This window comes from Rhodovibrio salinarum DSM 9154 (assembly GCF_000515255.1).
GTDB classification, from domain to species: Bacteria; Pseudomonadota; Alphaproteobacteria; order Kiloniellales; family Rhodovibrionaceae; genus Rhodovibrio; species Rhodovibrio salinarum.
In genome coordinates, this window is record NZ_KI911559.1 from 21,226 (window position 1) to 34,831 (window position 13,606).

Consider the following 13,606-nt stretch of genomic DNA (forward strand, 5'->3'; position numbering starts at 1 on the left):
GCGCGGGCATGGCCGCAAGCGGTGCGACGGCTACTTCACCGTGATCACGTTGCACTTGGCCAGGCTCGCCACCTTGTGGCTGACGCTGCCCAGCAGCAGGCCGGAGACGTCGCCCAATCCCCGGCTGCCCAGCACGATCGCGTCGGCGCCGACCTCCTCGGCGGTGGAGACGATCGTGCGCGCCGGCTGGCCACGTTTCACCCGGGCGTCAATCTTGGGGATCGTGTGCTTGCGCGCGTGATGCTCGGCATCCGCAAGCACCTCCTCCGCGATCTTCTGCAACTCGTCGTCGGTGTGCTGCGGCTCCAGGGAGCGGGTGGTGCGGACCAGCGAATGGGTAGATTCCGGGACCCGGGTGGGCTTGAACACCGACAGCAGCACCAGTTCGGCGCCATAGGTCTCTGCCAGATCGGCCGACAGTTCCACCGCGCGCACCGAGTGCTCGGAGCCGTCGACGGCCGCCAGAATCTTCGAAAACATGCCAGCTCTCCCGAAAAGGCCTTGGGGCGGCGCTGCACGCGCCGCCCCAAGCGATCGCCCACCCCAGTATAGCCGCCCAACGCCCAGGCGGCCACGTCTGTCGCTAGTCGCGGCCAAACGCCAGATCGCGCAGGAACAGCGCAAGTTCCGGGAACACGATCAGCAGTACCGACACGCCGACCAGCATCAGGATGAACGGCGGCGTACCCCGGATCACCTCCAGGTAGGGTCGTCGGAACACCGCGATCGCGGTGAAGATATCGCAGCCGAACGGGGGCGTTGCCGAGCCGATCGCCGCCTGCAACGTCACGATCACCCCGACCAGGATCGGATCGATCCCCGCGGCCTCGACGTAAGGTTTGAACAGCGGCACCAGGATCAGGATCACCACGATCGGATCGACGAACATGCAGCCGACAAAGAAGGAGATCGCGATGATTGCCAGGATCTGCCACTGCCCCATGTCGCCCATGCCGATGCCGCCCAGCAGCATCTGCGGAATCTGGGCGAACGAGATGGTCCAGGAGAACGCCGTACCCGCGGCGACCAGAATGAACACCACCGCAGTGATCAACCCGGTCGACATAGCGATCTGCGGGATATCCGACAGCTTCACCGAGCGGAAGATGATGACTTCCAGGATGAACGCGTAGAGCACGGAGATCGCCGCCGCCTCGGTCGGCGAGAAGGTGCCGGTGTAGATGCCGCCGACGATGATCACCGGGAAGCCGAGCGGCAGCAGCGCGCGGCGCATCGCCAGCAAGCGTTCCGACCAGTTGGCGCGCGGCTCGATCGGCACGTTCTGCCAACGCGCAGCGATCCAGCAGTAGACGCTGAACAGCAGCAGGATGAACAGGCCCGGGCCGATGCCGGCGATGAACAGCTCGCCGATCGAGGCCCCAGCGACGACGCCGTAGATGATCATACCGATCGACGGCGGGATCAGCAGGGCGATGTCACTGGCGTTGATCGTCAGCGCGATGGTGAAGGGGTCCTTGTAGCCCGCCTTCAGCATCTTCGGCCGCAGCGGACCGCCGATCGCCACCACCGTCGCCTGGGTCGAGCCGGACACCGCGCCGAATAGCGTGCAGCTGGCGGCCGTGGTGATCGCCAAGCCGCCGCGCAGGTGCCCGACGAAGCGCAGCACCATGTCCAAGAGGCGGTCGGCAGCGTGCCCCTTGGTCACGATGTCGGCGGCAAAGATGAACATGGGCACCGCGATCAGCGCGATCGGCTTCACGCCGCCCACCATCTGCTGGATGATGATCTCCGGGTTGATGCCGCCGAAGAAGAAGAAGAACCCCACGAGCGCCGCCGCGATCAGCGGGATCATCATCGGGAAGCCCAGCAGCAGCAAAACGATCATCACCGTGATCAGCGGCGTGACCATACCTTCGCTACCCATCTCAGCCCCTCGCCTTGCGGATGAACGGGATCACGGCACGCGGCTCCGGCCGCAGCGTCGACGGACGTGGCGTACGGCCGGACGCGTACGGCGCGCTCACGTGCCCGACCCCACGGTCGGATCGCCTTCGTCGTACGCGTCGACCTCGGTATAGGAGATGTAGACCTCCTCCTCCTGCAGGTTGCGCGCAATCGCCATCAGGTACTGGATACCGGTGATGATGAAGCCGACCGGCACCCAGATGTAGGTGAGCCAGAGCGGCACCCGCAGCGCCGGGGTGACTGTGCCGCGGTCCATCAGCCCGCCGATGTAGTTCATCGCATAGTACGCCAGCAGGAACATCACAGCCGCCGTGCCGGCGCACATCACGATCATCATGGCCTTCTTGATCGGCTCGCTCATCTGATCGTAGATCGCCGACATGCGGATGTGCCGCCCCTTGCGCGAGGCATAGCCGAGCCCGACCCAAGTGATCAGCACGATCAGGAACTGGTTGACCTCCTCAGCAAAGTACAAGCTTTGCTGGAAGACATTCCGACCGAACACGTTGGCGATGGTGACCAACGCCATGATCAAAACGCCGTAGGAGAGAACGTACTTCTCGAATAGCTCGAAGACGCGGTCGACCGCCGAAAGGGCCGCCATCGGACCGCTTCTGGGCCGGCGGGGTGGCCTCCCGCTAGCCTGACTACTGCCGTTTGACTGGGTCATGGTCCCCCAAACGTGGCCGTCATACCCTGCAACTCCACGCACCGCACAGGCGCGCGGCACATGCCCGCAGAGCAGACCTCGGCATGAAAGTCGGTGAAGCCCCTGTGGACGCGCCGCGCTTGTGCCGCGCAACGCTTGATTGAAAGCCGCCCGCAAACCCGCTTTCCGCCCGGAAAGTTGCTGTCGGGGCGATGCGTACTTTGATCCAAGATGATCCCGGGGCTTGCACGGCCTGTCAACGCTACGGTGTCGCTTTTATGGCATGCACAGCCCCGTGCGGGTGTGCAAGGCATCACGAAAGCCTTGGCCTGTATTCTGAAACCCCCGCTGGTCGGGCCATCACGGGCCGGCGGGTTGCGCATCCGAAACAAGCCCCCTAGGCTTAGTCAACGTCGCTGATCGGTCGCAAACGGGGGCGAGAGGGTGCGTAGCCCCCCGCGATCGGCGAAACCGGTTGGCCCTGGGCCGTGCCTTATCGGCCCATACACGACGACCTGTCCGCCGGCTGGTTGCAGCGCCGTGCGTTACGGCCATCGACACCATCTGGCAGAGCAATAGACCGCGCCGGATTGCCGGTGGGCAGCAAGCAACATCAGCCCTAAAGGGATAGGGAGGCTTTCCCCATGAAACCCACGCTTCGTTGGAGCCTGAGTGCCGTTTCCGCCGCCGCGCTTTCGCTCGGCGTCATGGCCGGTTCGGCCCAGGCCGCGCAGTGGAAGTTCGCCCTCGAAGAGGTCGACGGCAGCGTCCAGGACGCCTACGCCGAGGCGTTCAAGAAGCGGATCGAGGAGAAATCCGGCGGCGACGTCACGGTCAACATCTACCCGTACGGCTCGCTCGGCACCTCGACCCAGCTCACCGAACTGGTGGCCAACGGCGCCCTGCAGTTCGCCAACGCCTCGCCGGGCCACCTCGGCAAGCTGATCGAGCCGATCCAGGTCTTCTCGATCCCCTACCTGCTGCCCGAGAACGACGAGTGCACGAAGAAGATCCTCGGCTCGAGCGATGTGCTGTACGACAGCCTGTCGGACGAGTTCGAGAACCAGGGCCTGAAGCTGCTGACCATGTATCCCGAGGGGGAGATGGTCTGGACGGCGAACAAGAAGGTCACCTCGCCGGAGGATTTCGAGAACTTCAAGATTCGCGTGATGACCTCGCCGCTGCTCGTCCGCGCGTACGAGGCGTTCGGCGCGAACCCGACCCCGATGCCCTACTCCGAGGTCTATTCCGGCCTACAGCTGGGCCAGATCGACGGTCAGGTGAACCCGATCTTCGCGATCCAGGAGATGAAGTTCTACGAGGTTCAGGATTACATGATCTGGGCCGGCCAGCAGGAGTTCACCACCACCGTCGTGGCGAACGCGGACTTCTACGATGGCCTGTCCGAGGAGCATAAGCAGCTGGTCGACTCGACCGTCGACGAGATGGTCGACGTGATCTTCAAGACCCAGAACCAGTACAACCAGGAGCGTCTGGAGAAGATCAAGGCGAGCGACAATGCCCCGGAAATGGTCCATCTGTCCGACGAACAGCGCGCGCCCTTCCGCGAAGCGGCCAAGAAGGTCGAGGCGAAGTTCGTCGAGATGACCGGCGAGCCGGGCGAGAAGGTGCTGAACGCCCTGAAGCAGGAAATCAAGACGTGCGAGCAGTCGATGTAACCACCGGCCTCGGTCGGTTACCCGCACGCAGGCGATTGGCCTGAGCGCCCGCGACCGCCCGGGCCTGAAATAGGCGGACGAACGGCCGGAAGGGCCCCCCTTCCGGCCGTTCCTTTATGAGTTTGCAGGGGCATGGAGCGCGCTGGCGGGCGCTTCCACTACGCGGCCGGGAGAGGCCACCACACCTCTTCCCGGGGCTAAGCTTTTGCGCCATTGTCCGGGGCCGCGGCACGCCATGTGCTACCCCGGTCAAATTCCGCTTTCGCTGACGCCCGATGTCCTCGATCAAGCTCGACGCGTACGATGTCCGCATCCTGGCCACCCTTCAGCAGGAAGGGCGGATCACCAAGCTGAAGCTGGCCGAACGCATCGGTCTGTCGCCCAGCCCGTGTTGGGAGCGCATGCGCCGGCTGGAGCAGGCGGGGGTCATCCGCGGTTTCCACGCCGATATCGATGCCGCGAAGGTGGTGCGGGTCACCACCGTGTTCGTCGAGGTGACGCTGTCCAGCCACCGCGGTGAAGATTTCGCCCGTTTCGAGGCCGCCGTAAACGCGCGGGAGGAGATCCTCGAATGCTGGTCGATCTCGGGCGGCAGCGACTATCTATTGAAGGTGGTGACCACCGACATCGAGCGCTATCAGGCGCTGATCGACGACCTGCTCGCCGCCGAGATCGCGATCAGCCGCTATTTCACCTACATCGTTACCAAGCGCGTCAAGCAAGCCCCCGGCGCACCATTGGCAACCCTCCAACGCCTCGCCCACGACGAAACGGCGGGCTGACCGTCCCCACGCCCGCATGCCGGGACATGACGGACGGCGGCCGGAGCAACCCGCCGTGTGACCAGAAAGATCGCGAAAAGTGGCCGTAGGCGACCCTAGTCCGTCTTGCCGCCAATCACGCGGGTGATTTCCTTCGCCTCGGGACCATAGGCCCCCTCGGCCTCGGCGAGGGCGTAGCTCACCTCCATGCCGGGTTCGAGGTCATCGAGGGTCTCGCCCTTCACGGCTGTATCTTGGAAGAACAGGCTTTGTCCGGCGTGCGTTTCCAGCATGCCGTGGCGACGCTCCGAATCGACCCGGGTGATCGTGCCGCGGGCCTGACCGGCGGCGGGATGCGGCTGCTTGTGCTGATGGTCGAAGTGCTTGTCGATATAGGCATTGACGCGCCGGCCGGCGACTTCGAAAGCCTCGTTGATCACGCTGTACTGGTCGGCGTGATTGACCGCCTCGTGCGGACGATCTTCTTTCTGCGCCACCAGCGTGTCCGTGCCCGGAATCGACACCTCGACCTTGCAGTGCAAGGTGCTCTTGTCGACCTGTTTGTGATCGGCGTCGAGGACGACGCGTACATTCGTGATATGCTTGTGAAAGCGGTCCAGCTTCTGCGCCTGCTTCAGCACCTGATGGCGCAGATGGTCCGAACTTTCCATGCCGTGGAAGGTGATGTCGACGGGAATACGCAGGTCCGCGTCGTTCACGGCCATTGGGTCTCTCCTTCGTTGTTCGTCGTCTCTCGCGCGACGCCCGCCGGTCGCTTCGACACGGGCATCAAGCCTAACCCTGTCATTACGTCGTAAATTCCATCGCTTCGTGCAACAGGGCATATCGCCACCGCACTCGCCGGCCACTGAAAGTCACACGAACTCGTTGACGGAGAGGCCTTTTTCACGATGTCGGCCGACACACCACGCACAGCCTGCGCAGAAAGACTTGGGCGGTGCCGCCCGCCGCTAGCGGTAGATCATCACCCCGACAGCGGCAGCCGGGCCGTGATCCGCAGGCCGTGCGGGCTCGCATTTTCCGCCTGGATCTCGCCGCCCATCGCTTCGACATTGCGGCGGACCAGCCACAACCCGATACCGAAATGCTGGCTGCCAGCGGTCGGGCTTTGGGCGATACGCGCGCTCTCGGCGTCTTCCTGCGCCTGCGTCATCGGCTGGTCTTCGCCATTGCCCCCCGACGCAGGTGCGTCGCCGCCATTGGGTTGGCTGGCCCGCGAGGAGACGTAGCGTTCGAAGATCTGCTGGATGCGGTCCGCCTCGACCCCGGGGCCGGCGTCGGTCACGGAGAGCAGTGCGTCGTTCTGCTCCCGCCGAACCGCCACCTCGATCTTTCCGCCTTCCGGCGAGAAGTCGATGGCGTTGTCCAGCAGGTTCTCCAGCACGGTCTCCAGCATGTCCTCGGACGCCAACACCTCGACCCGGTTGGCCAGCTTGCGTTCCAGGCGCACGCCCTTGGCCGCCGCCGTGTCGGTATAGCCATCCAGCGTCGAGCCGACGAACCGCGGCAGGTCGACCCGTTCGCGCGGTGCCTCCATCAGTTCGGCAGTCGCCTCATCCATCCGACGGGACGCCGCAACCAGCGCATCGAGCCGGTCGAGGGAACGCTCGATCAATTCGATCGAACGCTGGGCGCGCGGGTTCTGCTCAGCCGCCATGCGCCGCAGCGGCTCGACCGACTGCGCGATCGTGGCGATCGGGGTCTTGAAGGCGTGAGCATTATCCTCCGCGGCATGGCGGATGGCGTGGGCGGCGTTGCGCAAGGTCGCGACCATCCGGTCGAACTCGGCTGCCACACCTTCCAGCTCGGGCACGCGGTTGATCTCGGTGAACTGGGCCCCGCCCTCGGAGATGCCCTGGACGCGGATCATCCGCGCCGCCCGGGCGAACCGGCGTAGCGCGCGCCAGATCCCGACGAACATCAGAATCACCAGAACCGCCATGATGACGTAGATGAAGAAGGCGGCCTGCACTTCCGGCGTCTGCCAGTACGGGTTGCCAAGTGCCGCGCCGAGCGCGGCGTTCGTGCCATGGGACGTGATGACCGCCCAACAGCCGGCGTCCGTCATGACCGGCGTGACGGGCGTCAGGACCTCTTCCTCACCCGCCGGATTCCGGTACCGCACGCCCAGCGGCCGATTGCCGGCACAAGTGTCCTGCAGCTTTTCGAACACGCCGGTTTCGACCAGTTCGGCGCGCTCCTGTTCCAGGTATTCCCCGGAAACGGCGGGCGCGGAGGCGATATAGAAAAAGCCGCTGGGATCATCGGCGTTCGATGGGCGCAACAGCAGCTTGATCTTCAGCCCATCGACCCCGCCCAGACGCTTCAGCGCCTGCCCGATACCGCGCAGCGCCTCGCCATCGTATTCCTTGAGCTGTGGACGCAACGATTCGCCGATGACCATGCCTTGGTTCTCAAGGCTGCTCAGCAGCAGCTTGCGCTTGTCCTGGTCGGCATCCTGGAACTGCTGGTAAAGCAATAGCGGCACCGCGAAGAAGACGATCACAACAATCGCCGTCTTCGCCGCCACTGAATGCAGGAAGGCGCGAATCATTGCGCGGCTCTCCTCCGCCGACCACACGACAGACCCGGCGGTCGCCGCTCAGCAATCGCCCACGACGCCCCCGTGCAGGTGCGTTGCGGCCTCACTCGCGAGCCTTGTCGTCGCGCCAACGGTAACCAAATCCCGGGTAATTCTCGATGGCTTCGAAATTGCCGTCCAGGGCGCGGAATTTTTGCCGAATCCGCTTGATCAGCGTGCGGACGTTCCCACGGTAGCCTTCCTCACCACTCCCGGCGATAAAGCCCGCTCCGTGCACCTGGTCGTACAGTTCGCGGTAGCGCACATCCCGACCGGGACGAGCTGCCAGCAAATCGACGATCCGGAACTCGTTCAGCGTTAACGGCACCTCGTTGCCTTTCCAGTAGGCACGCGAGGTTTCGCGGTTGAGTTCCAGATGGCCGATCGTCTCGACGATACTGCCCTCGCCTGCGGGCTGATCGCTCGCGGGGGCACCGTCGGGGCGCTTGACCGACAATTCGATCCGCTTCTTCAGGATCGACAGGCTGCGCGATTTCTCGACGAAATCGACCGCACCGTGGTGCAGCGCCGCTTCCTCATAGATCTGATCGCCCAGCACCGTCAGGAAGATCACCGGAACATCGATTTCATGTTCGCGAATGGCGCGCAGCAACTGGATGCCGGTCATCCCAGGCATGCGCCAGTCCAACACGACCAGATCAGCGCGGTTGCCGGCGCGGAGATACTCCAGGGCTGGCTGCCCCTCGCCGAAGTCGGTGACCTCGTAACCGTCGTCTTTCAGATTCTGCGTCAAAGATTCGCGGAACATCGGGTCGTCGTCGACAACGACGAGCCGCGCTTCGGCCTCCTCATGCTCGCTCACTGAGCATTCTCCCCCTCTAGCCGCGCGCCCTCTTGGGCGGCTGCGTCGTCGGTGTGATCCGGCGCCGCGTTCTCAGAGAAATCCGGTCCACCGTTCGTGCCGGCCTGTTGATCAAGTTCCTCGGCGGTGGGCACGCGTGCGCTCTTGCGGCCACCGCCACTGGTGTCGGCCTGCGGCAGCGGTGCCGCACGGCTGCGACCGCGCTTCGCCAAGGTGTACCAGCAAAACGGCCGACTCCCGACAAACTCACTGCCAGCTTCGAGGTCAAGGGCCAGTGTACGCTGTTCCTGGCTCTCAAGGTCGAAATAAAAGAACAGTTCGAGGCGGCACCCCGCAATCGCATAGGTCCATACGGTGGCGGGCGATTCCTCCTCGACCTGGCTGGGCGGCCCGAGCAGCTGCCAGGTTTGGTCCGTCGTCAGACCAGTCAGACGCTCCTCGCTCAATTCCCCGCGCTGGGGCGGACGGGACGGTTTGGGCAGCGACGCCCAGCGCCTCTCCCGCGCCGCCGCATCTTCCTCGGCAGGGTCATCCTGGTCACTGCGGACCGAGGAGGTGTCGTCCAAGCCGGCAGCCGATGAATCGTTCCCCGCCTCATCGGAACGTTGCATGGGCGGAAATGCTTGGCACGCCGTCAGCGACAGCAGCAACAGGGCTAGCAGGGTAGTCTTCAAGCTCAATCGCTCCCGTTCGCCCGCGCGCGTGGCGGCGGGACGCTTTTCATACCCTATAAGGACGTCCGGATCTTTGCGACCCTGTAAACACCCACCGGAGATATACGTCCCGTGGCACCCCGGACACGTTCCGTCAATAGTCTAAAAGTTTCGGCGAGAACCTTAAAGTGTGCCAGCTCCACCTCGCCCGTTCCGAGCTTGCGCCACCATGTCGCAGTTCGATTCAAGTTTTAACTGATGTTTGGCTGCCGAACTGTAAGGCAGCTCTTTAAGCCTACTGTGGTTCCGGTAAGATTTAGCATAAAGCATCTGAAAACTCTTTAACGTGTCTGACAAATCGATTATGTCTTACACAGTTTTCGGAATCGGAGGAAAGATCCAAAATGAGCGAATCGAACGAAAGTCCGAACAACCAAACGATCGCGGAAATGACCACGCGGATCGTCTCGGCTTATGTAGGGCACAACTCAGTCGAACCCGACCAAGTACCTCAAGTAATCCAGGCCGTGGCACGCGACCTGAAGAATTTGCAGTCCGGTGAGACGCAGGCCACTCAGGGTGAGGCCCAGCCGGCGGTCAGCCCGCGCAAGTCGATCGGTAAGGATCATCTCGTCTGCCTGGTTTGCGGCCGCAAGCAGAAAGCCCTGAAGCGGCACCTCGCCAAGGCGCACGACATGACCCCCGAACAATACCGCGAGACTTACGGTCTGCGTCCGGACTACCCGATGGTCGCGCCCAACACCTCGAAGCGCCGCTCGGAAATCGCGCGCTCGATCGGTCTTGGCCGTCGGGAAGGTGAAGGCGGTTCCGAGGCCGCCTAAGGCGCCCGGCTGCCTACCTGCGTCTGCAAAGGCGGGACCGCACGCAACAGGTTCCCCGTCCTTTCGCGATCTTGCGCTAACACGCGCAACGCGCCGCTGTCGGTCCACCGACGGCGGCGTTTTCATGTCTTTCGACCGTCTGTCGAACGGCCCTGTCCACTGAATGATGCAGAGGGGGTGGACAGATTGGGGGTACCTTCTTATCTCAGGGGTGCATCGCGATGCCAGAAGTGGTCCGGCCCCTCGCGTGTAAGACCTATCGGCACCAACCCGTGTGAGGCCTTCTCACGGCGTTGTGTGCACGGCTTCCGACGCCGGACCACTCAGGCACCCGTCCTTACTTCAGCGTGTTCTGCTGGCAATCCTAAATACTGGTGTGCCAAGTAACGATGGGCGAATTGCATGTATTGCATCCCCAGCCGCCTGCTGACACGCACCGTTCACCCCCTCGATCCTTGAAGACGGACGGCTTTCCCGTCACCTCGCGACGCGGACGCCCATGGTGGGGCACACCTTCGATTCGAAGGTTGTGCGCCATCAGCTCTTCAGGCCCTGAGGGAGAAATGTCATGCGGCACGCAAGCAAGGTCATCGTTGCGCTGTTCGCCATCGGCCTGTCGGCCACCGGCTGCGCCCGTGACAATACAAGTGGCGGCGAGCTCGCCGGCGGCGCCGGCGGCGCGGTCCTCGGCGGCCTTGCCGGCAGCCAGATCGGCGGCGGCACCGGCAAGTTGATCGCTACCGGCGCGGGCGCGGTGATCGGCGCGCTGGTTGGCTCCGAGGTTGGCCGGCGCCTTTCCGAGGGCGACGAGGAGCGCTTGACGCAGACCACCCAAGACAGCCTCGAGAACAACCAGACCGGCCAGACGTCGAGCTGGGATAATCCGGATACCGGGCACCGGGGCACGGTCACGCCGACGGAAACCTACAAGACCGACTCGGGGCGGTACTGCCGGGAATTCCAGCACACGATCTATGTCGATGGCGAAGCCAAGGACGCGTACGGCACAGCCTGCCGGCAGCCGGACGGCAGTTGGAAGATCGTTCAGAGCTGACGACTCTACGCGCCCTGTCCGCAGGACTATGCAGCTACGCCGGCTAGGAGCCCCCTGGCCGGCGTAGTTTTTTGCGAGGAGGGGTACGATCTTTTTTGTCGATTCCAGCCCGAATTTATGTCAGGAATTCCAGCGGTTATCGCGTATTGCGAAACCTATTAGAAAGAAACACGACTTAACCTCCGTGAAATGGGCGGAGATGCCTCCAGGCATCCGGCTGGCTAACGGGTACGGATGCACGAAAGGGACCAGGACGATGTCCATCCAGCCGCTTGCGATCCAGCGCCTTCGTCAGCTGCCGATCCGGGTGCTGCGTGTCCTCGACCCGGCCGCCAACTGGCTGCGCCGGGAACTCGACGCCGCCCGCCGAGATACCCTGGACGATCAGTTCATGGCCACCACGCGGGGCAACGCCTATCGCCGACCGGAGCGATTGCCGCACTAAAGTGCCTGGCGTTTCGCCCGCCGCGCGGCCCGGCGCAACCGTCCCAGCCGACCGAGATAGACGACCAACCCGGCCACCTCGCGCATCCAGAAGACGGGCTTCCCCGCCGTACCCGGCACCGGCGCAGGCCAGCAGCGCACCCCAGCAAGGCGGAAGCACAACCAAGCGCGCGGCATATGCGGCCAGTCGGTGACCAACAAACCACCGCACAGACCGTTCCGGCGCAGAAGCCGGGCCGCCAACACCGCGTTCTGCAGCGTGTTACGGGAACGCCCCTCCACCAGGATCGCGGCCGTCGGAACACCGCTATCCTGGGCAACCGCCGCGATCGCCGCAGCCTCCGGCACGGGACCGCCTCCCACCGCGACCAGAACCCGCCCGGGACGTGCCAGGGTCAAGGCCGCGCCGTGCCGCGCCCGGCGCAGTAACGCCGGATTCGCCCCACCGCGGCCGTCCCGGAAGGCGGCGCCCAGCACGATCACACCTTCCCGTCCGCTGTCCGTCTGGATCATGGGATTGGCGATAGCCGATCACCGCCCGCATGGCCAGACGGTCAGCGCCGACCCGGCACCGCTCAATCGCAACGGCGTCCTTGCACGGCTGCGGAAAATCGCCACCATGCAGGGGTGAAATGGCTGCGAATCCCGTTTGGATCGAGTTGTCTGTCTGATGCGCCCTATCCTTGAGATCGCCGGCCTGACCCGCCGGTTCGGGCGCATCGCTGCGGTCGACCAGGTGTCGTTCACCCTCGATGCCGGCGAGGTACTAGGATTCCTGGGACCGAACGGTGCCGGCAAGTCGACCAGCATGAAGATGATCGCCGGGGCATTGGCGATCAGCGATGGCACGGTGCGCGTATGCGGCCACGACGTCGCGACCGATCGGCGTGCCGCGCAGCGCTGCCTCGGGTACCTGCCGGAAGGCGCCCCGCTGTACCCCGACATGACGCCGCGCGCGTTGCTCGACACCGCCGCCCGCCTGCGCGGCTACAACCGAACTGACCGGCGGCGGCAGATCGACTGGACGGTCGGGCGGCTGGAACTGCAGAGCGCGTTCGACCGGCCGATCGAGACGCTGTCCAAGGGGTTCAAGCGGCGGGTGGCGTTGGCGCAGGCGATCCTACATCAACCGGAGCTGCTGATCCTGGACGAGCCGACGGACGGCCTCGACCCCAACCAGAAGCACGAGGTGCGCGGCCTGCTGCGCGAGCTGGCCCACGACCGGGCGATCCTAATCTCCACCCACGTGCTGGAAGAAGTGGAGGCCATGTGCAGCCGCTGCATCGTGATCTCGGCCGGCCGGACGGTCGTCGATTCCACCCCGGCGGAACTCGCCGCGCGCGGCCCGCTGGACCAGGTGTTCCGGCACCTGACCCGGGCTGCCTGAGCCATGCGCGGGCACGCAGAAACGCCAGCCACCCCCGGCGCCGCCGTCGTCACCTTGACGCTGGCGAAACGGGAACTGGCAGCCTATTTCGCCAGTCCACTCGCCTACGTCTTCATCACAGCCTTCCTGGTGCTGTCCGCGCTCCTGACCTTCCAGCTCGGCGGCTTCTTCGCCCGTGGGCAAGCCGACCTGCTGCCGTTCTTCCGCTTCCACCCCTGGCTTTACCTCATCCTGGTCCCGGCGGTCGGCATGCGCCTGTGGGCGGAGGAACGGCGCAACGGCACGCTGGAACTCCTGCTTAGCCTGCCGGTGACGACCGGCCAGCTGGTGGTCGCCAAGTTCGCGGCCGGCTGGGCGTTCCTCGGCCTCGCGCTCGCGTTGACCGCGCCGATGTGGCTCGCCGTCAGCTACCTGGGCGCGCCCGACCACGGCGCGATCCTGGCTGGCTACCTCGGCTCCTGGCTGATGGCAGGCGGCTATCTGGCGGTCGCCGCCTGCCTGTCGGCGGCGACCCAGAACCAGGTGGTCGCCTTCGTGCTGGCGCTCGCGGCGTGCTTCGCGCTGCTCGCCGGCGGCAGCGAGGTCGGCCAGGGCTTCCTCAGCGAGGTTCTGCCGACCGGACTCGCCGACGCGCTGGCGCAAATGTCGGTGCTGAGCCGCTTCGACGACTTCCAGCAAGGCGTGGTCGCGTTCACCGACGTCGTGTTCTTTGCCTCCCTGATCACCTGCGCGCTGGTGGCCAACACCGCGCTGGTCGAACTCAAGCGCGACGCGTAACCCCGAAGG

The 13,606-nt window shown here is 64.6% G+C and carries 15 protein-coding genes; 7 read left to right on the forward strand and 8 right to left on the reverse strand.

Annotated elements, in window-relative coordinates; all coding sequences use genetic code 11:
- Positions 1-30: 30 nt before the first annotated feature.
- The 3 genes from RHOSA_RS0100095 to RHOSA_RS0100105 form a co-directional block, all read right to left on the reverse strand.
- Positions 31-480, reverse strand: a complete 450-nt coding sequence (locus RHOSA_RS0100095; protein ID WP_027287077.1) for a universal stress protein — start codon at positions 478-480, stop codon at positions 31-33.
- A 103-nt stretch (positions 481-583) separates the two neighbouring features.
- The gene (locus RHOSA_RS0100100; RefSeq protein ID WP_437123658.1) at positions 584-1,885 is read right to left on the reverse strand and encodes a TRAP transporter large permease; all 1,302 of its coding nucleotides are present in this window, start codon (positions 1,883-1,885) and stop codon (positions 584-586) included.
- A 96-nt stretch (positions 1,886-1,981) separates the two neighbouring features.
- A complete protein-coding gene (locus RHOSA_RS0100105; protein ID WP_027287079.1) occupies positions 1,982-2,530 on the reverse strand; it encodes a TRAP transporter small permease in 549 nt (182 codons plus the stop codon).
- Positions 2,531-3,219: 689 nt separating this feature from the next.
- On the opposite strand from RHOSA_RS0100105, the gene RHOSA_RS0100110 reads away from it, so the two are divergent.
- Positions 3,220-4,254 (forward strand): TRAP transporter substrate-binding protein, encoded by a 1,035-nt coding sequence (locus tag RHOSA_RS0100110; RefSeq protein ID WP_027287080.1) that lies wholly within the window; start codon positions 3,220-3,222, stop codon positions 4,252-4,254.
- Positions 4,255-4,529: 275 nt separating this feature from the next.
- Complete coding sequence (locus RHOSA_RS0100115) at positions 4,530-5,036, forward strand: Lrp/AsnC family transcriptional regulator (RefSeq protein WP_207140359.1); 507 nt, start codon at positions 4,530-4,532, stop codon at positions 5,034-5,036.
- 95 nt (positions 5,037-5,131) lie between these two features.
- On the opposite strand, the gene RHOSA_RS0100120 is transcribed toward RHOSA_RS0100115, so the two are convergent.
- From RHOSA_RS0100120 to RHOSA_RS0100135, 4 genes are all read right to left on the reverse strand, one after another.
- The gene (locus tag RHOSA_RS0100120) at positions 5,132-5,740 is read right to left on the reverse strand and encodes an HPF/RaiA family ribosome-associated protein (RefSeq protein WP_027287082.1); all 609 of its coding nucleotides are present in this window, start codon (positions 5,738-5,740) and stop codon (positions 5,132-5,134) included.
- 260 nt (positions 5,741-6,000) lie between these two features.
- On the reverse strand, positions 6,001-7,590 hold the full coding sequence (locus RHOSA_RS0100125) for a sensor histidine kinase (RefSeq protein WP_027287083.1): 1,590 nt from the start codon (positions 7,588-7,590) through the stop codon (positions 6,001-6,003).
- A 91-nt stretch (positions 7,591-7,681) separates the two neighbouring features.
- Positions 7,682-8,440, reverse strand: a complete 759-nt coding sequence (locus RHOSA_RS0100130; RefSeq protein WP_027287084.1) for a response regulator transcription factor — start codon at positions 8,438-8,440, stop codon at positions 7,682-7,684.
- A complete protein-coding gene (locus RHOSA_RS0100135; protein WP_027287085.1) occupies positions 8,437-9,114 on the reverse strand; it encodes a hypothetical protein in 678 nt (225 codons plus the stop codon). Before RHOSA_RS0100135 ends, RHOSA_RS0100130 begins: the two co-directional genes overlap by 4 nt.
- Before the next feature lie 383 nt (positions 9,115-9,497).
- Here RHOSA_RS0100135 and RHOSA_RS0100140 point away from each other — a divergent pair, with 383 nt between their 5' ends.
- From RHOSA_RS0100140 to RHOSA_RS0100150, 3 genes are all read left to right on the forward strand, one after another.
- Complete coding sequence (locus RHOSA_RS0100140; RefSeq protein WP_027287086.1) at positions 9,498-9,935, forward strand: Ros/MucR family transcriptional regulator; 438 nt, start codon at positions 9,498-9,500, stop codon at positions 9,933-9,935.
- 568 nt (positions 9,936-10,503) lie between these two features.
- A complete protein-coding gene (locus tag RHOSA_RS0100145) occupies positions 10,504-10,989 on the forward strand; it encodes an RT0821/Lpp0805 family surface protein (RefSeq protein ID WP_027287087.1) in 486 nt (161 codons plus the stop codon).
- 256 nt (positions 10,990-11,245) lie between these two features.
- Complete coding sequence (locus RHOSA_RS0100150) at positions 11,246-11,434, forward strand: hypothetical protein (protein ID WP_027287088.1); 189 nt, start codon at positions 11,246-11,248, stop codon at positions 11,432-11,434.
- Here the strand turns inward: RHOSA_RS0100150 and RHOSA_RS23875 are convergent.
- Positions 11,431-11,946, reverse strand: coding sequence for a YdcF family protein (locus tag RHOSA_RS23875; RefSeq protein ID WP_051431643.1), 516 nt, complete (start codon positions 11,944-11,946; stop codon positions 11,431-11,433). The two genes, RHOSA_RS0100150 and RHOSA_RS23875, sit on opposite strands and share 4 nt — an antisense overlap.
- Positions 11,947-12,103: 157 nt before the next feature.
- Here RHOSA_RS23875 and RHOSA_RS0100160 point away from each other — a divergent pair, with 157 nt between their 5' ends.
- Entirely contained in the window at positions 12,104-12,820 is a 717-nt protein-coding gene (locus tag RHOSA_RS0100160; protein ID WP_027287089.1) for an ABC transporter ATP-binding protein, read from the forward strand.
- A 3-nt stretch (positions 12,821-12,823) separates the two neighbouring features.
- Positions 12,824-13,597, forward strand: a complete 774-nt coding sequence (locus tag RHOSA_RS0100165) for an ABC transporter permease subunit (protein WP_051431644.1) — start codon at positions 12,824-12,826, stop codon at positions 13,595-13,597.
- The last annotated feature ends 9 nt before the right edge of the window (positions 13,598-13,606 follow it).

What these genes read in the sequence shown, in the direction of transcription:
- RHOSA_RS0100140 (WP_027287086.1), top strand. Translation starts at nt 9,498, where the DNA reads ATGAGCGAATCGAACGAAAGTCCGAACAACCAAACGATCGCGGAAATG.
- RHOSA_RS0100115 (WP_207140359.1), top strand. Translation starts at nt 4,530, where the DNA reads ATGTCCTCGATCAAGCTCGACGCGTACGATGTCCGCATCCTGGCCACC.
- RHOSA_RS0100165 (WP_051431644.1), top strand. Translation starts at nt 12,824, where the DNA reads ATGCGCGGGCACGCAGAAACGCCAGCCACCCCCGGCGCCGCCGTCGTC.
- RHOSA_RS0100105 (WP_027287079.1), bottom strand. Translation starts at nt 2,530, where the DNA reads ATGGCGGCCCTTTCGGCGGTCGACCGCGTCTTCGAGCTATTCGAGAAG.
- RHOSA_RS0100145 (WP_027287087.1), top strand. Translation starts at nt 10,504, where the DNA reads ATGCGGCACGCAAGCAAGGTCATCGTTGCGCTGTTCGCCATCGGCCTG.
- RHOSA_RS0100125 (WP_027287083.1), bottom strand. Translation starts at nt 7,590, where the DNA reads ATGATTCGCGCCTTCCTGCATTCAGTGGCGGCGAAGACGGCGATTGTT.
- RHOSA_RS0100095 (WP_027287077.1), bottom strand. Translation starts at nt 480, where the DNA reads ATGTTTTCGAAGATTCTGGCGGCCGTCGACGGCTCCGAGCACTCGGTG.
- RHOSA_RS0100120 (WP_027287082.1), bottom strand. Translation starts at nt 5,740, where the DNA reads ATGGCCGTGAACGACGCGGACCTGCGTATTCCCGTCGACATCACCTTC.
- RHOSA_RS0100110 (WP_027287080.1), top strand. Translation starts at nt 3,220, where the DNA reads ATGAAACCCACGCTTCGTTGGAGCCTGAGTGCCGTTTCCGCCGCCGCG.
- RHOSA_RS0100150 (WP_027287088.1), top strand. Translation starts at nt 11,246, where the DNA reads ATGTCCATCCAGCCGCTTGCGATCCAGCGCCTTCGTCAGCTGCCGATC.
- RHOSA_RS0100100 (WP_437123658.1), bottom strand. Translation starts at nt 1,885, where the DNA reads ATGGGTAGCGAAGGTATGGTCACGCCGCTGATCACGGTGATGATCGTT.
- RHOSA_RS23875 (WP_051431643.1), bottom strand. Translation starts at nt 11,946, where the DNA reads ATGATCCAGACGGACAGCGGACGGGAAGGTGTGATCGTGCTGGGCGCC.
- RHOSA_RS0100160 (WP_027287089.1), top strand. Translation starts at nt 12,104, where the DNA reads ATGCGCCCTATCCTTGAGATCGCCGGCCTGACCCGCCGGTTCGGGCGC.